Here is a 22862-nt window from a genome sequence, read left to right on the forward strand (position 1 = left end):
ATTAAAGGGAATGAGGGTGGCGCACAAGGCGTTCCCTTGTTCTCTTTTTCAATAAAAATAAGAAAGAAGGATGTTGTATGTTCAAGCGTGTACATTTGATCGTAATGGATTCTGTCGGTATCGGAGAAGCACCAGATGCTGAAAAATTTGGTGATGTCGGTTCAGATACATTGGGACACATTGCAACAGAAGCTGGTTTGACGATCCCTCATTTAGAACAATTAGGTTTGGGAGCGATTCGTTCATTAGATGGCGTTAAAAATGTAGCTGATCATCAGGGCTATGCGACAAAATTAGAAGAAATTTCGGTTGGTAAAGATACGATGACAGGACACTGGGAAATCATGGGTCTGAATATTAAAAAGCCATTCCGTGTATTTCCTAACGGCTTTCCCGATGAATTGTTAAAACAAATTGAAGATTTTTCTGGGCGTAAAGTAGTCTGCAACAAGCCTTATTCTGGTACTGAAGTTATCAATGATTATGGGGAACACCAAATGAAGACAGGGGACTTGATTGTTTATACGTCAGCTGACCCCGTATTGCAAATTGCGGCGCACGAAGAAATCATTCCTTTGGAAGAATTGTACCGTATTTGCCAATATGTTCGGGATATTACGAAAGATGAGCCTTATATGATCGGTCGAATTATCGCGCGTCCTTATGTGGGTGAACCAGGAAACTTCACTCGGACCAGCAACCGACATGACTACGCACTAGATCCATTTGGCCACACAGTATTGGATTCACTTAAAGATGCGGGCAAAGATGTGATTGCCGTTGGTAAGATCAATGATATCTTCAATGGTCAAGGGATCACGGAGGCAATCCGTACGAAGAGCAATATGGATGGTGTCGATCAATTACTGAATGTTATGAGAAAAGATTTCACAGGCTTAAGCTTCACGAACTTAGTAGACTTCGATGCGTTATATGGACACCGCCGCGATGTTGTTGGCTACGCCCATGCAATCGAGGATTTTGACCTGCGTATTCCAGAAATTTTAGAAGCGATGGCGGATGATGATTTACTGATGATCACGGCTGACCACGGCAATGATCCGACTTTCCCAGGTACCGACCATACGCGTGAATATGTGCCGCTATTGGTTTACAGCAAACAAATGCAAGGTCAAGGTGCATTAGCGCAAGGTTATTATTCAGATATTGCCGCAACTATTGCGGATAACTTCGATGTACCAGCGACAGAAAATGGCAAGAGCTTCTTAAGCGACTTGAAGTAGGAGGAAGACATGACATTACAAGAAACGACAGCGTTTATCAAAGAACAAGGTGTGGGGGAAGTTGCCGTTGGCTTGATTCTCGGTTCTGGTCTAGGTGAGTTGGCCGATGAGATTCAAGATGCCGTGACCATTCCTTATGAAACGATTCCACATTTTCCAGTGTCGACAGTGGTGGGCCATGCGGGACAATTGGTTTATGGGACATTAGCCGGGCAGAAAGTCTTAGCGATGCAAGGCCGTTTCCATTTTTACGAAGGCAATACCATGCAAACCGTGACCTATCCGGTTCGGGTAATGGCAGCTCTAGGCGTTCATTCACTAATCGTGACGAATGCAGCAGGTGGTGTTAATGAAAGCTTTACACCAGGTGATTTGATGTTGATTACCGATCATATTAATTTTACGGGAACCAATCCTTTGATTGGCCCTAATGATGAAAAAGTTGGTCCGCGTTTCCCTGATATGAGTCATGCCTATGATGCCGACTACATCAAATTGGCTCACGAAGTGGCAGCTGAGCGTCAGCTTCATCTTAAAGAAGGCGTTTATATGGGCTTCACTGGTCCAACTTACGAAACACCGGCAGAAATTCGGATGGCACGGACTTTAGGGGCTGATGCGGTCGGTATGTCAACAGTTCCAGAAGTGATTGTGGCTGTTCATAGTGGACTACGGGTTCTGGGAATTTCCTGCATCACCAATTTGGCAGCAGGAATGCAGTCGAGTTTGAATCATGAAGAAGTAGTTGAAACAACGGAGCGCGTCAAAGTAGAATTTAAAGAATTAGTCAAAGCAACACTAGCTAAATTTTAGGAGGTTGGTCCATGAGTGTCCATATCGAAGCAAAACCAGGTGAAATTGCAGATAAAATTTTATTACCCGGCGACCCATTACGGGCAAAATATATTGCGGAAACATTTTTAGAGGACCCAGTTTGCTACAACAATGTCCGAGGAATGTTAGGTTATACCGGAACTTACAAAGGCGAACGTGTCTCGGTTCAAGGAACCGGTATGGGAATGCCCTCTGCTTCTATCTATGTGCAGGAGCTGATCCAGTCTTACGGTGTGAAGAAACTGATTCGTGTAGGAACCTGTGGCGCTATTTCAAAAGATGTTCACGTGCGCGACTTGGTGATTGGTCAAGCGGCAGCGACTAGTTCGTCAATGGTGGCTAAAAATTTCCCAACCTTCCATTATCCGCCAATCGCTGATTTTGACTTGCTGTTAAAAGCTTATCAAATCGCAGAAGAAAAAGGCTTTACTACCCATGTCGGCAATGTGTTGTCAGAAGATACTTTCTATAAAGATGATATGACAGAAACATTGAAGTTAGCTGACTTTGGTGTGATGGGCGTGGAAATGGAAGCAGCGGCGCTTTATTATCTAGGTGCTAAATTCCATGTCCAAACATTGGCTATCTGCACAGTAAGTGATCATATTATCACGGGTGAAGAAACGACGGCAGAAGAACGTCAAGTGACCTTCAATGATATGATTCATGTTGGTTTGGAAACAGCTATTGCTTAATAAAGATTGTCAGAAAGCATGTCGGAAATTTTCGGCATGCTTTTTTAGAACAAAGAATGGTACACAGTTAAGCTGTTTTGATACAATAGAGAGAGAAATGGAGGAATGATGGATGGAAAATTTTCGTTTTTATGTTCCAACAGATGTTTATTTTGGTCGTGATCAACTCACTCACTTAGCAGAAGCAGTGGGTCGTTACGGAAAAAAGGTCTTACTTGCTTATGGCGGCGGCAGTATCAAACGAAATGGTTTGTATGACCAGGTAGTAGCAGCTTTAGCTGATTTTGAAATTACGGAATTAAGCGGCATTGAACCAAATCCACGAATTGAAACTGTTCGTAAAGGGGTCGATTTATGTCGCATGCACGAAGTCGACGTAATTTTGGCAGTAGGCGGCGGCTCTACTATTGACTGCAGTAAAGTGATTGGAGCCGGTGTCTATTATGATGGCGATGCTTGGGACTTGGTTGTGGGGAAAGCCAAGGTTGGCAAAGTCTTACCAATCGTGGATATTTTGACTTTAGCAGCTACTGGCTCAGAAATGAACCGTGGTGCTGTAATCAGTAATATGGAAACTAACGAAAAGCTGGGTACAGGTGGCTGGGAAATGATTCCAAAAGTCTCATTCTTGGACCCAAGTAACACCTTTACGGTACCGGAGTATCAAACAGCTGCTGGTTCTGCTGATATCATGAGCCACTTATTCGAAAACTATTTCAAGCGGACCACCGGAACAGATGTACAGGATTTTGTTTCCGAAGGCTTAATGAAAGCCGTAATCAAAAATTGTCCAATCGCCTTAAAAGAACCAGATAATTACGATGCGCGGGCCAACTTGATGTGGGCGAGCACTTGGGCCTTGAATGGTTTGACAGGCAGTGGTAAGAAGGGTGCTTGGTCTTGTCATGCTATCGAGCATGAGCTGAGTGCTTATTATGACATTACTCACGGGATTGGTTTGGCAATTTTGACGCCACGTTGGATGGCATATGCCTTAAATGATGAAACGGTAGAGAAATTTGCCCAATATGCGCGCAATGTGTGGAATGTGCAAGAGGCGGTACCAATGATGGCCGCACGAATCGGGATCCAAAAGACCTATGATTACTTCAAAGCCTGTGGGATTCCTATGACGCTACCAGAAGTTGGCATCGATGAGGAAAAGCTAACGCTGATGGCCGAGCAGGCCGTTGCCCATAGTACGATTGCTACCGATGCATACGTGCCAATGGATGCAGTCGCAGTTGAAGGTATTTTACGCGAATGTTTAAGTGAATCTTCTTTTGTATAAGAAAAAGGGCGGGCCTACGTTTACTTACGTAGGTCCGCCTTTTTTGAGGGCTTAGTTTAAGATTTGTTCGTTGACATATTCACTATATAGCGGGTGTGACGCCATCAATTCACGATGGGTGCCACGACCAGTGACTTGGCCATGCTCAATGAAGTAAATTTGGTCAGCATCGACAATCGTCGATAGTCGGTGAGCGATGACTAAGGTCGTTCGGCCTTTCATTAATTGTTCTAAGGCACGTTGCACCATTTCTTCTGATTGGGAGTCTAAGCTGGCGGTCGCTTCATCCAGCATTAAGATTTTTGGATCTCGCAGGAAAGCACGGGCGATGGCAATCCGTTGTTTTTGACCACCAGAAAGTTTAACACCGCGTTCTCCTAGGGTTGTTTCCAATTGTTCTGGAAATTCCCGTACAAAGTGATCTGCAAAAGCCAGACGCAAGCCTTCCCAAAGCTCATCCTCACTTAAATCACGCCCTAAACCATACGTTAAGTTATCACGAATACTGCCAGCAAAGACAGCACTATCTTGGGAAACAAAACCGATTTGACTACGCCAATCAGCTAGTTTGATGTCAGTTAAAGGCGTTGTACCAACTGTAATTTGTCCGTTGGTAGGTTCATAAAAACGTTCCAGAAGTGAAAAAATCGTCGACTTGCCGCCACCACTAGGGCCAGCAAAAGCTACTACTGTATTAGGCTTTGCTTCAAAAGAAACATTTTCCAACACCGGACGATCGGCTTCATAAGCAAAGCTTAATCCTTCGGCGGTAATGGTTTCGCCATCAACAGGGTGTAGATTACCCACATGGATTTTTTCAATAGGCGTTTCCAGAATTTGATCGATTCGTTCCGTAGCTCCCATCGCTTTTTGAACTTGAGAAAAGAAAGTTGCAAAAGTAGCAGCGGGCATAATGATGTTAAACAGATAGAGCAAGAAAGCCACTAATGCCCCACTGCTGAGGGTACCGGCTTGAACACGAATTGCGCCATAACCTAGAATACCCACAAACATACCCAACATGGCCGTCATCATGATTGGTTGTAAAACAGCTTCAACCTTGGCATCTTTAACACTAAGCTTAAAGATTTTTTGGACGAAAGAGGTGCCACGAGTTTCTTCGTAAGGCTCGCCATTGCTAGCTTTGATTAGGCGGATTTCGCCTAGTTTTTCCGTGACTTCGCCGCTGAATTCAGCCGTAGCAGCTTGTAGTTGCCGACCGAGTTTCATCATGATTCGGCCAATGGGCATCATAATCAAAGCGACTACAGGTACCGCTAGAAACATAAAGGCGGCCATTTTCCAGTCCATAACGAACAGGATGATCAAAGACCCTACTAGTTGGATTGCCCCGGTAATGAAGTTGGGAAATTGAGAAGCAACGAGGTCTTTCACCACGCCAGTATCATTTACTAGCCGTGAAGCTGTTTCGCCAGATTTGTGATCATCATAATAATTTACAGGCAGGTGAAGTAGATGCAGCCAAAGTTTATCCCGCAATGCTTTGACAACCGTTTCGCCAACATATCGTAATAAAAATCCGCCCACAGCACCAAAACCTAATTGTGCCACAAAGGCTAAAATCAAAACTACTAGCATTTTGGCATCAATTTGCGCCAGCTTACTTGTATCAATCAAGCCCTTAGTCAGTTGCGGCACAATCAAGCTAGCGCCACTAGTCAGGATACTTAGCAGTAAGCCCAAAAGAAAAAGCCCTTTTTTGGGATTTACGCTGGTAATCAGGCGCATAAAATCTTTTAATTTGTAAGTTGTTGCGGTAGTGGGGACATCAAATCCTCGTTCCATAATTGTTCCTCCTAAAATGACAGACGCTTAAAAATCCGTCCAATCATCCTCTTTTGATGTTTGTTTTTTATCAGGGCGTGGGTTAGGCCAAAATCCTTGTGGATGACGCGAGTTCATCCGCGCCATACCCCGTTGGAAATTCCGAGGATCAAAGCCCATATCCCGTGCGCGATTTTGCATATCACGACGCATTTGATGTTGTTCATGACGCGACAGCTTGCTCCAGTCGATATCCATCATTTCTTCCCGCAGTCGTTGCATTTCCGATAATTTTTCGAAGGGATCTAACTGATTCATCCGCACGCGGTATTCCTCAGGTAAACCCTCAATGATTTTATCCAACAATCGATCAAAGTCATGCTGCTCTTCTTGCGAGAGACCAGCAAAAAATATCGCGCTCAGGTCCTGCTTCCTATCTGCGTTCTGGATGACTCGTTTCCGACCCATTTCGGTCAAATAAACCCGTTTGATCCGTTTGTCAGTCGTGTCTTCCCGTCGTTCAACGGCGCCGGCCTGTTCTAGTTTTTTTAATAATTCTGCTAAAGAACTAGGGCGGATGTCCATCAGTTCAGCTAAATTTCCTTGCGGCATGCCATCTTCTACTGCTAGTAGATTGATAACTTGTTGTTGTCCGTCAAATCGTTGCTTCTTATTGGTGAAAAAGAGAGTAGCGATTTGGCTAACATATTGTAGTCGATGCAAAAGGTTACTTGTTTGCTCACTCATATTTATTTCCTCCTAAACAATCTATTAGGTACCTAATCAATTGAACGAGATTTAGTATAGTTCGGTACCTAAATAAAGTCAAGACATTTTGTTCAAGATTTTTGTGAGTGGGTAAAATCCGTGCTACACTAGTAGTGAGGAGGCGATAGTATGGCTGGTGGAATGCACTTACGATCGTTTACACAGGATAAGGAAAAAATTAAAGATGCAAAAATTGAAAAGGAAACGGTCTTGCGCGTCTTGCAATATGCGAAACCTTACAAGCTTTTATTATTGCTATTTTTAGTGGTGATTAGTTTAGATGCTTTGTTTGGGGCATGGACGCCGTTACTTTTAAAATCAATCATTGATGTGGGTATCGCGCAAAAAGATGTCGGTTATGTGATACGCTATGCGCTATTTGCGGCCTTACTAGCTATTGGCAGTGCTCTTTTGACACTAGCGCAACGCTTTTTATCGGCGCGAATCGGGCAAGGGGTTATTTTTGATTTGCAAAAGGAATTATTTGAGCATATTCAGCAATTGTCGCTCGCCTTTTTTGCTCGTACGAAAACAGGCGCTCTTGTTCAACGAATCAATGGGGACGTGACGGGGGCCCAAGCAGTTTTTACCCAGACGCTCAACAGCGTGTTTAGTAATATTCTCTCAGTAGTGTTTGTTTTGGCGGCGATGTTTAGTATGAGCTGGCAGTTAACCTTGATTGCGCTTCTATTAGTGCCGGCTTTTATCTTGCCAGCCAAATTACTGGGACCTAAGTTGGCCCTTTTGATGCGTGAATCTTATGACACCAAGGCGGAAGCCACTCAACTCTCTAATGAACGTTTCAATGTGGCGGGCGCGCAGTTGGCTAAAACTTATGGGGATCCCGTCACAGATGCCCAAACTTATGCTGCTCAATTAAAAAAGGTACGGGATCTTAGTGTTCGTCAGACCGTAACCGGTTCTTTTATGCGGGTAACAGTTGGTTTGGTCTCTTCCTTAGCCTTGGCGGTGGTTTATGGTTTCGGTGGTGTATTAGCGATTCACGAAACGATTACGGTAGGGGTAGTGGTGGCGCTGACTTCGTATTTGACCCGTTTGTATGCCCCTATCACAACGTTATCCAATGTCCAAGTAGATATTTTGACCGCCCTTGTCTCTTTTGAGCGAGTTTTTGAAATCTTAGATTTGGAACCTCATGTGAAAGAAATTGCAGCGCCAATCGATTTAGAACTGGCGATTGCGGACAAAGGAGCCAGCATTACTTTTGAACATGTTGGCTTTCATTACCCAGCGGATGATGAAATTGTGTTTGGTTCACTGGAAGTTTTACCAGAAAGCCATGATCAGGAACAGCCGATCCTGCAAGATTTGAATTTTACGATTGCGCCAGGTGAGATGATTGCTTTAGTCGGTCCCAGTGGTGCCGGCAAATCTACCTTGTCACAGTTATTGACCCGCCTTTATGATCCAACGGAGGGGGTTGTGAAAGTGGCGGAGGTACCATTAACCGATGCTTCGCTAAAATCAGTGCGGGAAACGATTGGGATTGTCAGTCAAGATGCTCACATGTTTCATGATACCATCGGGAATAATCTGCGCTATGCGCGTCCGGAAGCGACTGATGCGCAAATTGAAGAAGCCTTGAGGGAAGCATATATTTGGGACTTAGTGAAAAGTCTGCCGCAAGGATTGGATACGGTCATTGGAGATCGGGGTTACCGCTTGAGTGGTGGTGAGCGGCAACGTTTAGCAATTGCCAGACTGCTATTAAAAGCCCCAGCAATCGTGGTTTTGGACGAAGCAACGGCGCATTTAGACAGTGAAAGTGAACACTACATTCAAGAAGCCTTGAATACAGCTTTGACCGGACGGACGGCGGTGGTGATCGCCCACCGATTATCGACAGTACGCAATGCTGACCGGATTTTAGTTTTACAAAGTGGCAAAATCGTAGAGATGGGAACCCATCAAGAGTTGTTGCAACAACCTGGTCTTTACCAAGAGTTGTACCATCTACAATTTGAAGAATAGAAAAAGCCAGCAAGTCTTTAGACTTGCTGGCTTTTAAGATTGCTTATAGGTAGTATTTGTTGGCAACAGATAGATCATCGTTTAATTCATAAACAAGTGGTTGACCTGTTGGAATTTCAAGACCCATGATATCGTCATCAGAGATGTTTTCGATATGTTTTGCCAAAGCACGTAATGAGTTACCGTGAGCGGCTACTAAAACAGTTTTGTTATCTAATAAAGCTGGTGCAATATGATCTTCCCAGAAAGGAATCGCACGTTCTAATGTGACTTTCAAGTTTTCGCCACCAGGAATCGCACGTTTGTCCAAGCTAGCGTAACGACGATCATTTACCGCAGAACCTGGATCTGTTTCATCCAAAAGTGGTGGTAAAGTATCGTAAGAACGACGCCATAATTGTACTTGATCAGCACCATATTTTTCAGCAGTTTCTTCTTTGTTCAAGCCTTGCAACGCACCGTAGTGACGTTCGTTTAAGCGCCAAGATTTGTATTGAGGAATCCATAATTGGTCAGATTCTTCTAATACGAAGTTACAAGTTTTGATGGCACGTTTTAAAACAGAAGTGTAGGCAACATCAAATTCGATACCTGCTTCTTTTACTTTACGGCCAGCTTCTTTGGCTTCTTCGACCCCTTTTTCGCTTAAATCAACATCGACCCAACCAGTGAATTGGTTTAAGGCATTCCATTCGCTAAGACCATGACGAACGAAGACTAATTTCAACATGAACAGCTCTCCCTTAAAATAGTTTCTGAAAATTACATTTCCTTGTTTATTGTACACTGATTTCTAGATAAAAGCTATTATTCTGACGAAAAAAGGCCCTTTTCAATCATAAAAAAAGAGCGAAATCGCTCTTTTAAGAGTAGATTCGCTCGACATCTTCTTCAGGAAGATTGATGTATTTATAACAAGTACCAACTGATACGCCACATTTATTGGAAATAAATTGAATCGTTTCTTTTTTGTCATAATAGAGACGCCGAATTTTGCGTACTGTGCGACCATCGATTTTAGGACGACCGCCGACCTTGCCTTTTTTACGAGCTTCATTCAAACCGACCAAGGTCCGTTCTTTGATCAGATTGCACTCCATATTGGCTAAGCCTTCCATTAAAGTGAAGTAGACGTTTCCCATTTCGCTACGGGTATCAATTGCTTCCGCTAAGCTGACCAAATGCAGGGCACGCTCTTGAAAAAGTTTTGTTAATTCTGTTAGTTGGCGAGTGGACTTGCCTAGCCGATCCAACTGACAAACAATCAGTGTGTCACCAGCAGCCAAACGTTGAATGACTGTTTCTAAATCTGCCACAGCTTGTTGATTCGTGCTATCAAAAGATTCATGATAGATTTCATCACAGCCGTACGCCGTTAAAGTCGCGATTTGTGAAGCCAAATCGTTATCATTGATAGTAGTGCGCGCATATCCGATTTGTTTCATGATGGTTCCTTTCTCGTACAAATTCTCTCGTACTAAAAATGTAGCACATTCTGTTTGAAAATGGTAGCTGAAATTTTTCAGTTAGTCATGGTGATAAGCCAAGTAATAGAAGCCGCTGACAAAGACAGCACCACCAATAATATTACCTAAATAAACGGGGATAAAGTTTTGGATAAATTGGCCCCAAGTTGCGCCACCTTCAAAAATGGCTGCGGGAATCACAAAGGCATTGGCCACGCTATGCTGAAAGCCAATCGCAACGAAAATCATTACAGGGAACCAAATACCTAAGATTTTGCCAGCAGCATCTTTGGCTCCATAAGATAACCAAAGCGCTAGTCCAACAAACCAGTTACAGCCGATTCCAGAAAGAAAAGCCTGTAAAGGAGAGACCCCAATTTTACCTTGGGCTAAAGTCAGCGTTTCGTGTAAGTAATCACCACTAGCGGTTAAACCAACGACATGACCAAAAACAAAGGCTACAAACAAGGCGCCGATGACATTGAACAGCGTAATCCAAGCCCAGTTTTTCAACAACTCCACGAAGGAAACGCGTTTTTCAAACCACGCCACCGCTACCGCCATCATATTCCCCGTGATCAACTCGCCGCCGGCTAATAAAATTACGATTAAACCAATGGGAAAGACCGAAGCACCGATTAAACTAGCAAAACTGCCCCAAGCCTCGGCCACCGAAGCGATTACGCGGATATATGCTAAGTAGCCTAGGGAAATCATGGCGCCGCCAATAAAGCCTAATACAGCTTTGGCTAGCAACGGTTTCGCGACTTTTTTGGCACCATTCACTGCACTGATTTTTAAAATTTCTTCTGGTGAATACATAATTACTCCTTATAATTGCTCGTTTACAACGATGGTTTCTGGACCTTGGTCATAGCCTACAATTACAGTAGAGACCATATTTAAGAAAAGTCCGTGTTCCACCACGCCAACGAGATTATCTAATTCTGATCCAAAAGTGACAGGATCTTCGATGCAGGCTAAATGCAGATCGATGATATAATGGCCGCCATCGGTTTTTAAGAAGCTGCCATCGGCGTTAAGACGCATGCTAGGGTGATAGCCTCTTGTTTCAAATAAGCGGAATAATTGCTGGCTACCATAAGGAACAACTTCGACTGGCAAAGGAAAAGCCCCAAGTTTTTCCACCATTTTAGAACCATCCACGATCCAGATAATGTGTTTAGAATAGCTGGCCACAACTTTTTCAAATAGTAAGGCAGCACCGCCACCTTTGATTCCATGGAAATCGGCACTGATTTCATCCGCTCCATCAATCGTCAGGTCCACATAAGGGACGTCGTCGATTCCTTTTAAAGGAATACCTAACTCGCGCGCTTGTTTTTCAGTCTCATTTGAAGTAGTGACCCCTGTGATCTGTAGTCCTTCCTCCTGCACGCGCCGACCAATTTCTGCTACCATATAGCGTGCAGTGGAACCAGTTCCTAAGCCAACGATCATGCCATCTTTGACATATTTGGCGGCTTCGATCCCAGCCATTTGTTTTAGATTCACAAAATCCTTCCTCTCTCTGTCTAAATTCAGCCATATTGTACCGTTATTCACATAAAAAAGATAGATTACTTGAAAAATTCCTACGATATTTTAATGAAAAGAAGGAGCAAACAACTTTCTGGAGAAAAAGCACGCGGGGGAGGGTTGACAAGGTTTTTTGAACATGATATTCTATCAAAGGTGCTTTATATACAGGTCTCTAACCAGACGTGCTGACTGTAAAAGCAACATTGATAAAAGGGTGCAGGATTGCATATTTTTTTATCGCTAAAAAAGAACCACCTGGATGTGTGGAATTAGAAGCGAATTGAGGAAGGAGGAAACAAGGGATGCCTACAATTAACCAATTAGTACGTAAACCTCGTAAATCTAAGGTCGAAAAATCAAATTCACCAGCATTGAACAAAGGATATAACAGCTTTAAGAAAGCTCAAACTGATGTATATTCTCCGCAAAAACGTGGGGTATGTACACGTGTGGGTACTATGACACCTAAAAAACCGAACTCCGCTTTGCGTAAATACGCTCGTGTTCGTTTGTCAAACTTAATCGAAGTGACTGCTTATATCCCAGGTATCGGACACAACTTGCAAGAACACAGTGTGGTATTGCTACGTGGTGGACGTGTAAAAGACTTACCAGGGGTACGTTATCATATCGTTCGTGGTGCGCTTGATACTGCGGGTGTTAACGACCGTAAACAAAGTCGTTCAAAATATGGTACAAAACGTCCTAAGAAATAATCGATTACAAACTAACATACTATAGAGGAAATATCTCGGGAGGAGGAGTTACGGATGCCACGTAAAGGTCCAGTTACAAAACGCGATGTTTTACCAGATCCTATTTATAACTCAAAATTAGTCACTCGCTTGATCAACCGTGTAATGGTTGATGGAAAACGCGGGATTGCGTCAAACATTATCTATAATGCTTTTGACATCATCAAACAATCTACAGGCAACGATCCATTAGAAGTTTTCGAACAAGCTATGAAGAACGTTATGCCTGTTCTTGAAGTTAAAGCTCGCCGTGTGGGGGGGTCTAACTACCAAGTGCCAGTTGAAGTTCGTCCAGAACGTCGTACAACACTTGGCTTACGTTGGGTGGTAAACTACGCTCGTTTGCGCGGTGAACACACAATGGAAGAACGTCTTGCAAAAGAAATCATGGATGCCGCTAACAACACTGGTGCTTCTGTGAAAAAACGCGAAGACACACACAAAATGGCAGATGCCAACCGTGCGTTTGCACATTATCGTTGGTAAGATCCTCTCTGCTGTCGCTTAGACGTAGCAGAAGTTGTCTACTATTTTCATTTTAACTAAGAGAGGAGCAACAACTAGAATGGCCAGAGAATTTTCGCTAGAAAAAACTCGTAATATCGGTATCATGGCTCACGTCGACGCTGGTAAAACAACGACGACTGAACGTATCCTTTATTATACAGGGAAAATCCATAAAATCGGTGAAACCCACGAAGGCGCATCACAAATGGACTGGATGGAACAAGAACAGGAACGTGGTATTACAATCACGTCTGCTGCGACAACTGCTCAGTGGAAAGGTTACCGCGTCAACATCATTGATACACCAGGACACGTGGACTTCACAATTGAAGTACAACGTTCATTGCGTGTATTAGATGGCGCTGTTACCGTTCTTGATGCTCAATCTGGAGTTGAACCACAAACTGAAACCGTTTGGCGCCAAGCGACAGAATACCGCGTACCACGTGTTGTATTCTGTAACAAGATGGACAAAATCGGTGCAGACTTCTTGTACTCAGTTTCTACCTTACACGATCGTTTGGGAGCGAATGCTCATCCAATCCAATTACCAATTGGTTCAGAAGAAGACTTCAGCGGAATCATTGACCTTGTGACAATGAAAGCTGAAATCTACACAAATGATTTAGGAACAGAAATTTTAGAAACTGAAATTCCTGAAGAATATTTAGAACAAGCACAAGAATGGCGCGAAAAATTAGTGGAAGCAGTAGCTGAAACTGATGAAGACCTAATGATGAAATATCTAGACGGTGAAGAACTTACCGAAGCTGAATTAAAAGCTGGTATCCGTCAAGCAACAATCAACGTTGATTTCTTCCCTGTTATGGCTGGTTCAGCCTTCAAAAACAAAGGGGTTCAATTGATGTTGGATGCTGTTCTTGACTACCTACCTTCACCATTAGATGTTGAAGCAATCAAAGGGATCGATCCGAAAACTGACGAAGAAACAACTCGTCCAGCTGACGACGAAGCACCATTTGCTTCATTAGCATTTAAAGTTATGACTGACCCATTCGTAGGTCGTTTGACTTTCTTCCGTGTTTATTCTGGTGTCTTGGAAAGTGGTTCATATGTACTGAACGCTTCTAAAGATAAAAAAGAACGTATCGGACGTATCTTGCAAATGCACGCCAACACACGTAAAGAAATCGACCGCGTTTATTCCGGCGATATCGCTGCGGCCGTTGGTTTGAAAGATACAACAACAGGGGACACACTTTGTGCCGTTGATTCTCCAGTAATCTTAGAATCAATCGAATTCCCTGACCCAGTTATCCAAGTCGCTGTTGAACCTAAATCAAAAGCTGACCAAGATAAAATGGGTATTGCCTTGCAAAAACTTGCAGAAGAAGATCCATCATTCCGTGTTGAAACAAACGTTGAAACTGGTGAAACAGTTATCTCAGGAATGGGCGAATTGCACTTAGACGTATTAGTGGATCGTATGCGTCGTGAATTTAAAGTTGAAGCCAATGTTGGTGCACCGCAAGTTTCTTACCGTGAAACATTCCGCGCAGCAACTCAAGCCGAAGGTAAATTCGTACGTCAGTCTGGTGGTAAAGGTCAATACGGTCACGTATGGATCGAATTTACACCAAACGAAGAAGGTGCCGGTTTCGAATTCGAAAACGCCATCGTTGGTGGTGTGGTTCCTCGTGAATACATCCCAGCTGTTGAAAAAGGTTTAGTTGATGCAATGGAAAACGGTGTATTAGCCGGCTATCCATTAGTTGATATTAAAGCAAAACTTTACGACGGTTCTTACCATGATGTCGATTCAAATGAAACAGCCTTCCGTGTGGCAGCTTCAATGTCATTACGTGCAGCTGCTAAAAAAGCACAACCTGCCATCTTAGAACCAATGATGAAAGTTACGATTACTGTTCCAGAAGATTACTTAGGTGATATCATGGGTCACGTAACAGCTCGTCGTGGTCGCGTTGAAGGTATGGAAGCGCATGGTAATTCACAAATCGTTAATGCTATCGTTCCGTTAGCAGAAATGTTTGGTTATGCAACTACCTTGCGTTCAGCAACACAAGGTCGCGGTACTTTCATGATGGTATTTGACCACTATGAAGATGTACCAAAATCTATTCAAGAAGAAATCATCAAGAAAAACGGCGGCAAAGCCGAATAATCTTGTTTGAACAGAAGTCTTGGGACAGTTTTGTCAAAGGGACTATATTTTTGAAAAATTTTCGTGTACAATAGCAAACGATGATATGGGCACGCCGCACACCTCTTGTGCGGACGTACCTATCAGATAAATTAACTTATTTTTAGGAGGAACATTTTTAAAATGGCTAAAGAAAAATTTGACCGTTCTAAACCCCACGTTAACATTGGTACTATCGGCCACGTTGACCATGGTAAAACTACTTTAACTGCTGCTATTACAACTGTATTAGCTAAAAAAGGCGGCGCGCAAGCAATGGCTTACGACCAAATCGATGGCGCTCCTGAAGAACGCGAACGCGGAATCACTATCTCTACAGCTCACGTTGAGTACGAAACTGACGCACGTCACTACGCTCACGTTGACTGCCCAGGACACGCGGACTACGTTAAAAACATGATCACTGGTGCTGCCCAAATGGACGGCGCGATCTTAGTAGTATCTGCTGCTGATGGCCCTATGCCACAAACTCGCGAACACATCTTGTTGTCTCGCCAAGTTGGTGTACCTTACATCGTAGTATTCTTAAACAAAGTTGACATGGTTGACGATGAAGAATTACTAGAATTAGTTGAAATGGAAGTTCGTGACCTATTAAGCGAATACGAATTCCCTGGTGACGATGTTCCTGTAATCGCTGGTTCTGCTTTGAAAGCATTAGAAGGCGACGCTTCATACGAAGAAAAAATCATGGAATTAATGGCTGCAGTTGATGAATACATCCCAACTCCAGAACGTGATAACGACAAACCATTCATGATGCCAGTCGAAGACGTATTCTCTATCACTGGTCGTGGTACTGTTGCAACTGGTCGTGTTGAACGTGGACAAGTTCGCGTTGGGGACGAAGTTGAAGTTGTAGGTATCGCTGAAGAAACTTCAAAAACTACTGTAACTGGTGTTGAAATGTTCCGGAAATTGTTGGATTACGCTGAAGCTGGCGACAACATCGGCGCATTGTTACGTGGGGTAGCTCGTGAAGATATCCAACGTGGACAAGTTTTATCAAAACCAGGAACAATCACTCCACATACAAAATTTAAAGCGGAAGTTTACGTTTTAACTAAAGAAGAAGGCGGACGTCACACTCCATTCTTCACTAACTACCGCCCACAATTCTATTTCCGTACAACTGACGTAACTGGTGTTGTTGAGTTACCAGAAGGTACTGAAATGGTTATGCCTGGCGACAACGTAACTATCGACGTTGAATTGATCCACCCAATCGCTATCGAAACTGGAACGAAATTCTCAATTCGTGAAGGTGGACGTACTGTAGGTGCCGGCGTGGTTACTGAAATCACTGCTTAATCCTGTTTAAAATTTGTAATTTATGTTCGGACGCAAGAGAACTATCCTCGGATAGTTCTCTTTTTTTTCTTGCCTTCAAGCACGGCTTTCGCTAAAGTAGAAAAAAGGAGTTGAACTTGATGGAATTATTATTAGATCGTCAATTGATCCTGGCAGAGAATGCCATTATGGAAACCCCAAGACTAACCTTGCGTCCAGTAACGTTAGCTGATGCGGAAGATATGTATGACTATGCGCATGACCGTGAAGCGATGCAATTTGTCTTTGAACCACATCAAACGCTGGAAGACACTAAACGTAATATTGCCAACTACTTCTTAAGCAGTCCTTTAGGGAAATTTGGGATTGAATTGAAAGAAAGTGGTCATTTAATCGGCAGTATTGATTTGAACTTGCAAGAGGCCCATGAGAATGGCGTCTCAGGCTACGTGCTGCATCCAGATTACTGGGGACAGGGAATCGTAGCCGAAGCCGGTGAAGCGCTTTTAGCATTGGCTTTTGACAAATTACGGCTGATCCGTGTTAGTGCGGTTCATGATGTCTTGAATCCTAATTCTGGGAAAGTCATGACGAAACTCGGTATGACTTTTGAGGGACGTTTGCCCAATGCGCGTAAATGGAAAGGCAAGGTCGTGACAGATCAACAATATGGCATCACCAAAGAGATGTGGGAGGCAGGACATGTTTAAAGTTCAAGATTTTGACATTTTTACAATTGCCGGGCTGGAGGAACGAATGGCGCTGATTCGGCAAGAGATTCAACCAACATTTCAAAAAGTAGATGAAGAACTAGCAACAGTCTTAGCAGAGGCGTTAGAGGAGCCGCTCTATATCCATATCGCCCAGCACCGTCGCCGGACAGTTTATCCACCGGAAAGTACTTGGTCCGCCATTAGTCCTCATAAACGGGGTTATAAGATGGCGCCTCATTTTCAAGTGGGTATTTGGCCAGATTTTGTCTTTCTTTACCTGTCTTATATTGACAATCCTAAGGGCGAGCAAGAAATGGCCGACCGCCTCTTGGCACAACCAGAACTTTTTGCTACACTACCAAAGGATACGGTAATTGCATTAGACCATACCAAACCAGCTTATCAACGGCTGGAGGAAGCAGATCTGCCTAAAGCTTTGACCCGTCTTCGGGATGTTAAAAAGGGCGAATTCCAGATTGGTCGGGTAATTCCTCGTCATGATGTGTTGTGGCAAGACGAGCATTTAACCACTTATATGCAAGAAACGTTCTTATCACTGGTGCCTATTTATCAGGCAAGTTTAGGAGAAGATAAATGACTTTTGAAGCAATTTTACCGCAATTAAAACAAGGTGCAAAAATCATTCGTTCAGGCTGGAGTGGCGTGGAATTGTATGTAACGCTAGTTGCCAACGAAACGTATGACGGGGCACCTGTGACCCCTTATTTCTTGATTAAGACCGCTGATGAAGGATTTTCCAGTTTTGCGCCAACTGTTTGTGACATCTTAGCGGAAGATTGGCAAATTGTAGCCGAATGAAGCAAGTCGTTTTCATTACTGGCGCTGCCTCAGGGATCGGAGCTGCGCAAGCCCGCGCCTTTTTAGCGGCCGACGCCTATGTTTTTGGGCTAGATCAGCAAAAAGAACCCTTATTGGAGTTGCGGGAAACCTATCCCAATCAATTTGCTTTCGCAATTGGCGATGTGCGGGATGAGAATGTCCTGCAACTAGCTGTCCACCATTGTCACGATGTTTTTGGCAAAGTAAATGTCTTATTAAATACGGCAGGCGTATTAGATGACTATCGGCCGTTAGGCGACACAACGGCAGAAGAGTGGCGGCGTATTATGGATACCAACTTAAATAGTTTGTTTTACTTAACGAAATTACTGCTACCAGAACTATTGGCGCAAAAAGGTACTGTCATCAATATGGCGTCAATTGCGGGGTTGGTAGCCGGTGGCGGTGGCATCGCCTATACCACCAGCAAGCATGCCATTGTCGGCTTTACTAAACAATTAGCATTGGATTATGCTAAGGATGGCTTACGAGTCAATGCGATTGCGCCAGGGGCGATTGAAACACCGATGAATCAAGCGGATTTTGCAGGAGATGGTGCTATGGCTCGTTGGGTAGCGGAGGAAACACCGGTGAAACGCTGGGGCACAGCGACAGAAGTAGCTGAGTTGACGCTCTTTTTAGCTAGTGAGCAAGCACGTTATATGCAAGGTAATATCATCCCTATCGATGGGGGCTGGCTTTTAAAATAAGCTTGAATTTTTAACAAAATCCAGTAAACTGAATAATAGCGCATGCGCACTACGGCACTTCAGTTGGAGCTAAAACTCCCTTCCTTTGGCCGTAGTTATTAACAAGGTGAACCTTGTAAAGGAGAATGACAAATGAATAATCAAGAAACTACCACCAGTCGTTGGACAACCTCGGACACTGCTAAAATGGCAGTGGTAACAGGACTTTATGTGACGCTCACATTAGTCTTATCCGTTATCAGTTTTGGGGCTATCCAGATTCGCTTAGCAGAAATGTTCAATTATTTGCCCTTGTTCCATAAACGCTATCTAGTAGCAGTGACTTTAGGGGTCGCGATTGCCAATCTGGCTTCGCCACTAGGGATGATAGACGTGATTTTTGGAAGTACAGCTACACTGGCAGTATTGCTTTTTAACCAGTTCATTACCCGTAAAATGAAACGGCTGAAAAATAAAATGGTGGTGACCGCCATCACGTTTGCCTTTTCAATGTTTACAGTGGCAGGTCAGCTAACCTTTTTGTACCAAGTCCCTTTTTGGAGTAATTGGTTGGTGATTGGCTTAGGGGAATTACTTTCCATGGTAGTTGGCGGGATGCTTATCTATGGTGTCAGTCGCCGAATTGATCTAACAAAATAAACAGGTCGCCAAGGAATTGGCTGACCTGATAAAGAAAAAACTCGATTCCACTCTTGAAGTGGAATCGAGTTTTTCGTATGCAAGGAAATAGAACAGCTTAGTTGACGGCAAAGCGGACTAAGCGTTGACGAATCAGAATACCGAGGTAAGCAGCAGCGATTGCTTTAATGACCCCTGGTAGGATGAAAGGAATGAAGCCGCCACTCATGGCGCCGGCCCAAGTCAGATCAGCTGCGACTTTCAGCCAAATGGTGCCAAAGAAAAGTGTGACGATAGCCCCAACTAAATTGGCAACGATGGCCCAAGTATAGGTGAAGCCTCGTTTTTCCAAAATGGCGCCAGTCAGTAAGCCGTTAAAAATAAAACCTACTAAATAGCCGCCAGTCGGACCTGCTAGAACAGAGAAGCCTGCTGACATACCGGCAAAAACGGGGACGCCAATCAAACCTAACAATAGATAAATCAAAATGGCGTAGGTGCCGTTTTTCTTGCCTAACAGAGTAACCGCTAAACCAATAGCGAAAGTTTGACCCGTTAAGGGCACTAGTGTTAGCGGCAAGGTTAATTGCGATAGAATCCCAATGACGACGGCAAAGGTTGCAGCTAGAATTTGTTGTCTTAGAGTAATCTTCATCATGAACGATAATTCCTTTCTTGTTACGTTAACTAAATAATTTATTTGGTTAACGTAATCATAAAAGAAAAAGTTGCATTTGTAAAGCACAAAAAAACTGCCCAGAAAACTGGGCAGTTGCAAGACCAAAAATTATAGTTTTTGGTTGTAGTATTCAACGACTAATGCTTCATCAATGTCTGGATACATTTCGTCGCGTTCAGGTAAGCGAGTTAAGCTTCCTTCTAATTTTTCAGTATCAAAGCTTACGAATGCTGGACGTCCAACAACAGCTTCAACTGCTTCTTTTACAGTAACGATACTTTGAGATTTTTCACGAACAGCGATCACTTGACCAACTTCAACGTGGTAAGAAGGGATGTCAACGCGTTTGCCATCAACTAAGATATGACCGTGGTTTACTAATTGACGTGCTTGACGACGAGTAGTCGCTAAACCAAGACGATAAACAACATTGTCTAAACGTTGTTCTAGTAAGATCATGAAGTTGATACCGTGTTTTCCTTCTTTGATTTTGCTTGCTTTTACGAATAAGTTACGGAATTGACGTTCGTTCATGCCGTACATATGACGTAGTTTTTGTTTTTCAGCTAATTGTTGTCCGTATTCAGTCAATTTACCGCGGCTGTTAGGACCGTGTTGACCTGGTGCGTAAGGACGACGTGCTAATTCTTTTCCTGTGCCTGATAAAGAAATACCAAGACGACGGGAAATTTTCCAAGATGGGCCAGTATAACGTGACATTGAAAATTCCTCCAATAAAATAAGTTTTTGGAGTAAAATAATCCGTTGAAAAATTCATAATCGTACAGTTTGTTCTTCAATCTTCACCTTTGCAGCCGCGGTTACACAATTGAACCCGATGCGGGGCAACAAACTGGGGACGAGTTACTATCCTTCTGCTGCATTATTTTACACAAAGGATAGTATACCGAGAATTAATGGAAACGTCAAGGTTTTCCAACCTTTTTTCCATGACAGAAACCTCATTGAATTTTCAGAAAACGGGTGGAATTTACAAAAATAGCTAGACAAATAATGATTTCCTCTTTAAAATATAGACGAACTTATTTTACTTGATAAAGGAGAAAAGAATGAAAGCTGTATCCCCCTTATTGGAGAAGATCGATAACTCAATCGATAAGAAAGTTGATTTATTTTACACGAGTCCGGTTCGTTATATGGTACGTGCCGTCTTTGCTTGTCTCTTTCTGACGCTAGGAACTGCCGTAGCCTTTTCAATTGCTATGAAAGGTGAAGACATGGTCCATGGTCTTGGTAAAATTTTGTATTCATTTATGTTTAGCTGGTCATTAGTTATGATCATTTATATGAATGCGGAGTTGGGTACCTCAAACATGATGTATATGACCATTGGCGTTTTCCGAAAAAAAGTCAGTGTTTCTCTAGGCCTGAAGATTTTATTCACTTGTATCTTGTTTAACTTGATTGGTGGCGTGTTCTTTGCCTTTTTGGTTTCAAAAACGTTACCGTTCCAAGATTTGCCAGTCGATTCTTATTTATTTACCGGTGTGGCTTCTAAGTTAGAAAAAAGCTCACTACAAATTTTTGTAGAGGCAATTTTTGCGAATATCGTGGTAAATACGGCTGTGGTTGCCAGCATGCGCATGAAAGATGATGCCGGTAAAGTCTGGTCTATTATTTTCATTATCTTTATTTTTGCCTTCTTAGGTTTTGAGCACGTGATTGCTAACTTCCCAGCTTTCTCATTAGCATACTTTGCTTCTGGTGGTACGTTAGCTGCGATGACGGCAGGAAACGTTGCCCATAATCTGATTCTGGCTCTATTAGGAAACTTTGTCGGTGGTGGCTTAGTAATTGGCTTAGGCTATGCTTGGCTTAATGCTGCGGACACGACTTACTTGGATTAAGCTGAAAGCATCAAAAACGAGTTTGTTTTTGGTGCTTTCTTCTTGTTTCTATCCATGTTAGACTAACGAAGAACGCTTAGACAACTGCGCTTATATTGAAAATGAGCTTGCTAGACAAAATGGTTGTTTAAGCAAGAAACAGACTAACTATTATACGAAAGCGAGTACACCATGAGAAAAATTATTGCACTAGATATTGATGGGACGTTGATCAGCTCTAACCACGAACCATTAGACAGTACCTATGAAGCAGTGAAACGTCTACAAGAACAAGGACACTATGTTACGATTGCTACCGGACGGACCCGCATGATGGCGGAAGAGTTGATTCAAAAAGTTGGCTTGACCAACTACATTTTATGTAATGGTGCGGCAGCCTTCATGGATCATCAACAGGTCTATAAAAACCTATTACCAACGGAACGCTTGGATCAACTAGTAAAAGAAGCTGCGGAAATGCCAATTGAAACAGCTTTTATCGGCTTAGATGGTGTGAAACGCTATATGAAGGACTTTCGACCAGAAGTTGTGGAAGCTATGTCTTTCTTTGGGGATAATTATGTACCTGAATGGGAAGCTGATTTCCATTTGAAAAATGAAGTCTATCAAGGCCTGGCTTTTTATGATCAATCTTTTGACGGTACTTTTGAAAAAGAGTTTCCTGAGTTTCGCTTTGTTCGTTGGCATCCATACAGTGTGGATATTGTGCCTAAAGAGGGTTCAAAAGCCATTACACTCATGACGCTAGCTGAACGTCTGGGGGTACCTCAAGCGGATGTGATTGCAATCGGCGATGGCGAAAATGATAAGGAAATGTTGCAGGCTGCCGGTGTGGGCATCGCCATGGGCAATGCTAGCGACTCCGTTAAAAGTGTGGCCAATATGGTGACAGCTTCAAACGATGAAGATGGCATTTGGCAAGCATTACGAAAATTAGACTTAATCTAGTCAGTAAAGGTGGTTGGGACATAACGCAAAAAGTTATGTCCCAACCTCTTTTTGCACGGAGCTATTTGCGAACTTTTTTTGAAGATAGCCCAGCAAGGCTAGGTTTTTTCAGTCAACTGGACTACAATGGAAACA

24 protein-coding genes are annotated in these 22862 nt (G+C 43.2%); 16 read left to right on the forward strand and 8 right to left on the reverse strand.

Annotated elements, in window-relative coordinates; all coding sequences use genetic code 11:
* Window positions 1-77 precede the first annotated feature (77 nt).
* The 4 genes from deoB (at window position 78) to ECA01S_RS08450 (ending at window position 4064) form a co-directional block, all read left to right on the forward strand.
* Window positions 78-1244: a phosphopentomutase gene (gene deoB / locus ECA01S_RS08435; RefSeq protein ID WP_067393972.1), complete on the forward strand. Its 1167-nt coding sequence runs from the start codon at window positions 78-80 to the stop codon at window positions 1242-1244.
* A 9-nt stretch (window positions 1245-1253) separates the two neighbouring features.
* Window positions 1254-2057 carry a purine-nucleoside phosphorylase gene (locus tag ECA01S_RS08440; protein WP_067393975.1) on the forward strand — a complete coding sequence of 268 codons (804 nt, stop codon included), beginning with the start codon at window positions 1254-1256 and terminating at the stop codon, window positions 2055-2057.
* An 11-nt stretch (window positions 2058-2068) separates the two neighbouring features.
* Complete coding sequence (gene deoD / locus ECA01S_RS08445; protein ID WP_067393978.1) at window positions 2069-2773, forward strand: purine-nucleoside phosphorylase; 705 nt, start codon at window positions 2069-2071, stop codon at window positions 2771-2773.
* Window positions 2774-2885: 112 nt separating this feature from the next.
* Window positions 2886-4064: an iron-containing alcohol dehydrogenase gene (locus ECA01S_RS08450; protein ID WP_067393980.1), complete on the forward strand. Its 1179-nt coding sequence runs from the start codon at window positions 2886-2888 to the stop codon at window positions 4062-4064.
* Window positions 4065-4115: 51 nt separating this feature from the next.
* Here the strand turns inward: ECA01S_RS08450 and ECA01S_RS08455 are convergent, their stop codons facing one another.
* Both ECA01S_RS08455 and ECA01S_RS08460 read right to left on the reverse strand, forming a co-directional pair.
* On the reverse strand, window positions 4116-5870 hold the full coding sequence (locus ECA01S_RS08455) for an ABC transporter ATP-binding protein (RefSeq protein WP_067393982.1): 1755 nt from the start codon (window positions 5868-5870) through the stop codon (window positions 4116-4118).
* Window positions 5871-5897: 27 nt separating this feature from the next.
* Entirely contained in the window at window positions 5898-6596 is a 699-nt protein-coding gene (locus ECA01S_RS08460) for a MarR family winged helix-turn-helix transcriptional regulator (protein WP_067393983.1), read from the reverse strand.
* A 150-nt stretch (window positions 6597-6746) separates the two neighbouring features.
* Here ECA01S_RS08460 and ECA01S_RS08465 point away from each other — a divergent pair, with 150 nt between their 5' ends.
* Window positions 6747-8609 (forward strand): ABC transporter ATP-binding protein, encoded by a 1863-nt coding sequence (locus tag ECA01S_RS08465; protein ID WP_067393984.1) that lies wholly within the window; start codon window positions 6747-6749, stop codon window positions 8607-8609.
* 43 nt (window positions 8610-8652) lie between these two features.
* Here the strand turns inward: ECA01S_RS08465 and ECA01S_RS08470 are convergent, their stop codons facing one another.
* The 4 genes from ECA01S_RS08470 to rpiA all read right to left on the reverse strand — a co-directional run bounded on the left by ECA01S_RS08470 (window position 8653) and on the right by rpiA (window position 11590).
* Entirely contained in the window at window positions 8653-9339 is a 687-nt protein-coding gene (locus tag ECA01S_RS08470) for a 2,3-diphosphoglycerate-dependent phosphoglycerate mutase (RefSeq protein WP_067393985.1), read from the reverse strand.
* Between the two features lie 133 nt (window positions 9340-9472).
* A complete protein-coding gene (locus ECA01S_RS08475; protein WP_067393987.1) occupies window positions 9473-10054 on the reverse strand; it encodes a recombinase family protein in 582 nt (193 codons plus the stop codon).
* An 81-nt stretch (window positions 10055-10135) separates the two neighbouring features.
* On the reverse strand, window positions 10136-10897 hold the full coding sequence (locus ECA01S_RS08480; protein WP_067393990.1) for a formate/nitrite transporter family protein: 762 nt from the start codon (window positions 10895-10897) through the stop codon (window positions 10136-10138).
* 9 nt (window positions 10898-10906) lie between these two features.
* The gene (gene rpiA, locus ECA01S_RS08485) at window positions 10907-11590 is read right to left on the reverse strand and encodes a ribose-5-phosphate isomerase RpiA (RefSeq protein WP_067393991.1); all 684 of its coding nucleotides are present in this window, start codon (window positions 11588-11590) and stop codon (window positions 10907-10909) included.
* A 329-nt stretch (window positions 11591-11919) separates the two neighbouring features.
* On the opposite strand from rpiA, the gene rpsL reads away from it, so the two are divergent.
* The 9 genes from rpsL to ECA01S_RS08530 all read left to right on the forward strand — a co-directional run bounded on the left by rpsL (window position 11920) and on the right by ECA01S_RS08530 (window position 19253).
* Entirely contained in the window at window positions 11920-12333 is a 414-nt protein-coding gene (rpsL, locus tag ECA01S_RS08490; RefSeq protein WP_067393992.1) for a 30S ribosomal protein S12, read from the forward strand.
* A 54-nt stretch (window positions 12334-12387) separates the two neighbouring features.
* A complete protein-coding gene (gene rpsG, locus ECA01S_RS08495; RefSeq protein WP_067393993.1) occupies window positions 12388-12858 on the forward strand; it encodes a 30S ribosomal protein S7 in 471 nt (156 codons plus the stop codon).
* Window positions 12859-12937: 79 nt separating this feature from the next.
* Window positions 12938-15022 carry an elongation factor G gene (gene fusA, locus ECA01S_RS08500; RefSeq protein ID WP_067393995.1) on the forward strand — a complete coding sequence of 695 codons (2085 nt, stop codon included), beginning with the start codon at window positions 12938-12940 and terminating at the stop codon, window positions 15020-15022.
* A 162-nt stretch (window positions 15023-15184) separates the two neighbouring features.
* The gene (tuf, locus tag ECA01S_RS08505) at window positions 15185-16372 is read left to right on the forward strand and encodes an elongation factor Tu (protein ID WP_067393997.1); all 1188 of its coding nucleotides are present in this window, start codon (window positions 15185-15187) and stop codon (window positions 16370-16372) included.
* A 119-nt stretch (window positions 16373-16491) separates the two neighbouring features.
* The gene (locus tag ECA01S_RS08510) at window positions 16492-17061 is read left to right on the forward strand and encodes a GNAT family N-acetyltransferase (protein ID WP_067393999.1); all 570 of its coding nucleotides are present in this window, start codon (window positions 16492-16494) and stop codon (window positions 17059-17061) included.
* Window positions 17054-17662, forward strand: coding sequence for a DUF1054 domain-containing protein (locus ECA01S_RS08515; protein WP_067394002.1), 609 nt, complete (start codon window positions 17054-17056; stop codon window positions 17660-17662). The genes ECA01S_RS08510 and ECA01S_RS08515 overlap by 8 nt, the downstream gene beginning before the upstream one ends.
* Window positions 17659-17883, forward strand: a complete 225-nt coding sequence (locus ECA01S_RS08520) for a DUF2829 domain-containing protein (RefSeq protein ID WP_067394005.1) — start codon at window positions 17659-17661, stop codon at window positions 17881-17883. Before ECA01S_RS08515 ends, ECA01S_RS08520 begins: the two co-directional genes overlap by 4 nt.
* Window positions 17880-18614: a 3-oxoacyl-ACP reductase gene (locus ECA01S_RS08525; protein WP_067394008.1), complete on the forward strand. Its 735-nt coding sequence runs from the start codon at window positions 17880-17882 to the stop codon at window positions 18612-18614. The genes ECA01S_RS08520 and ECA01S_RS08525 overlap by 4 nt, the downstream gene beginning before the upstream one ends.
* Before the next feature lie 132 nt (window positions 18615-18746).
* On the forward strand, window positions 18747-19253 hold the full coding sequence (locus ECA01S_RS08530) for a QueT transporter family protein (RefSeq protein WP_067394011.1): 507 nt from the start codon (window positions 18747-18749) through the stop codon (window positions 19251-19253).
* 97 nt (window positions 19254-19350) lie between these two features.
* Here the strand turns inward: ECA01S_RS08530 and ECA01S_RS08535 are convergent, their stop codons facing one another.
* Together ECA01S_RS08535 and rpsD are read right to left on the reverse strand one after the other, a co-directional pair.
* On the reverse strand, window positions 19351-19890 hold the full coding sequence (locus ECA01S_RS08535; protein WP_174519974.1) for a biotin transporter BioY: 540 nt from the start codon (window positions 19888-19890) through the stop codon (window positions 19351-19353).
* 129 nt (window positions 19891-20019) lie between these two features.
* On the reverse strand, window positions 20020-20631 hold the full coding sequence (rpsD, locus tag ECA01S_RS08540) for a 30S ribosomal protein S4 (RefSeq protein ID WP_067394014.1): 612 nt from the start codon (window positions 20629-20631) through the stop codon (window positions 20020-20022).
* Between the two features lie 350 nt (window positions 20632-20981).
* Here rpsD and ECA01S_RS08545 point away from each other — a divergent pair, with 350 nt between their 5' ends.
* Window positions 20982-21779, forward strand: a complete 798-nt coding sequence (locus ECA01S_RS08545; protein ID WP_067394017.1) for a formate/nitrite transporter family protein — start codon at window positions 20982-20984, stop codon at window positions 21777-21779.
* A 171-nt stretch (window positions 21780-21950) separates the two neighbouring features.
* Window positions 21951-22727: a Cof-type HAD-IIB family hydrolase gene (locus ECA01S_RS08550; RefSeq protein ID WP_067394021.1), complete on the forward strand. Its 777-nt coding sequence runs from the start codon at window positions 21951-21953 to the stop codon at window positions 22725-22727.
* The last annotated feature ends 135 nt before the right edge of the window (window positions 22728-22862 follow it).

This window comes from Enterococcus canis NBRC 100695 (assembly GCF_001544375.1).
Lineage (GTDB): Bacteria > Bacillota > Bacilli > Lactobacillales > Enterococcaceae > Enterococcus_H > Enterococcus_H canis.

Excerpts from the sequence above, each read along its gene's own strand:
- ECA01S_RS08465 (WP_067393984.1), top strand. The coding sequence starts at position 6,747 with ATGGCTGGTGGAATGCACTTACGATCGTTTACACAGGATAAGGAAAAA.
- deoD (WP_067393978.1), top strand. The coding sequence starts at position 2,069 with ATGAGTGTCCATATCGAAGCAAAACCAGGTGAAATTGCAGATAAAATT.
- tuf (WP_067393997.1), top strand. The coding sequence starts at position 15,185 with ATGGCTAAAGAAAAATTTGACCGTTCTAAACCCCACGTTAACATTGGT.
- ECA01S_RS08520 (WP_067394005.1), top strand. The coding sequence starts at position 17,659 with ATGACTTTTGAAGCAATTTTACCGCAATTAAAACAAGGTGCAAAAATC.
- ECA01S_RS08550 (WP_067394021.1), top strand. The coding sequence starts at position 21,951 with ATGAGAAAAATTATTGCACTAGATATTGATGGGACGTTGATCAGCTCT.
- rpsD (WP_067394014.1), bottom strand. The coding sequence starts at position 20,631 with ATGTCACGTTATACTGGCCCATCTTGGAAAATTTCCCGTCGTCTTGGT.
- deoB (WP_067393972.1), top strand. The coding sequence starts at position 78 with ATGTTCAAGCGTGTACATTTGATCGTAATGGATTCTGTCGGTATCGGA.
- ECA01S_RS08530 (WP_067394011.1), top strand. The coding sequence starts at position 18,747 with ATGAATAATCAAGAAACTACCACCAGTCGTTGGACAACCTCGGACACT.
- rpsL (WP_067393992.1), top strand. The coding sequence starts at position 11,920 with ATGCCTACAATTAACCAATTAGTACGTAAACCTCGTAAATCTAAGGTC.
- ECA01S_RS08545 (WP_067394017.1), top strand. The coding sequence starts at position 20,982 with ATGAAAGCTGTATCCCCCTTATTGGAGAAGATCGATAACTCAATCGAT.
- ECA01S_RS08455 (WP_067393982.1), bottom strand. The coding sequence starts at position 5,870 with ATGGAACGAGGATTTGATGTCCCCACTACCGCAACAACTTACAAATTA.
- ECA01S_RS08440 (WP_067393975.1), top strand. The coding sequence starts at position 1,254 with ATGACATTACAAGAAACGACAGCGTTTATCAAAGAACAAGGTGTGGGG.
- fusA (WP_067393995.1), top strand. The coding sequence starts at position 12,938 with ATGGCCAGAGAATTTTCGCTAGAAAAAACTCGTAATATCGGTATCATG.
- ECA01S_RS08480 (WP_067393990.1), bottom strand. The coding sequence starts at position 10,897 with ATGTATTCACCAGAAGAAATTTTAAAAATCAGTGCAGTGAATGGTGCC.
- ECA01S_RS08475 (WP_067393987.1), bottom strand. The coding sequence starts at position 10,054 with ATGAAACAAATCGGATATGCGCGCACTACTATCAATGATAACGATTTG.
- ECA01S_RS08535 (WP_174519974.1), bottom strand. The coding sequence starts at position 19,890 with ATGATGAAGATTACTCTAAGACAACAAATTCTAGCTGCAACCTTTGCC.
- ECA01S_RS08525 (WP_067394008.1), top strand. The coding sequence starts at position 17,880 with ATGAAGCAAGTCGTTTTCATTACTGGCGCTGCCTCAGGGATCGGAGCT.
- ECA01S_RS08460 (WP_067393983.1), bottom strand. The coding sequence starts at position 6,596 with ATGAGTGAGCAAACAAGTAACCTTTTGCATCGACTACAATATGTTAGC.
- ECA01S_RS08450 (WP_067393980.1), top strand. The coding sequence starts at position 2,886 with ATGGAAAATTTTCGTTTTTATGTTCCAACAGATGTTTATTTTGGTCGT.
- rpsG (WP_067393993.1), top strand. The coding sequence starts at position 12,388 with ATGCCACGTAAAGGTCCAGTTACAAAACGCGATGTTTTACCAGATCCT.
- ECA01S_RS08470 (WP_067393985.1), bottom strand. The coding sequence starts at position 9,339 with ATGTTGAAATTAGTCTTCGTTCGTCATGGTCTTAGCGAATGGAATGCC.
- ECA01S_RS08510 (WP_067393999.1), top strand. The coding sequence starts at position 16,492 with ATGGAATTATTATTAGATCGTCAATTGATCCTGGCAGAGAATGCCATT.
- ECA01S_RS08515 (WP_067394002.1), top strand. The coding sequence starts at position 17,054 with ATGTTTAAAGTTCAAGATTTTGACATTTTTACAATTGCCGGGCTGGAG.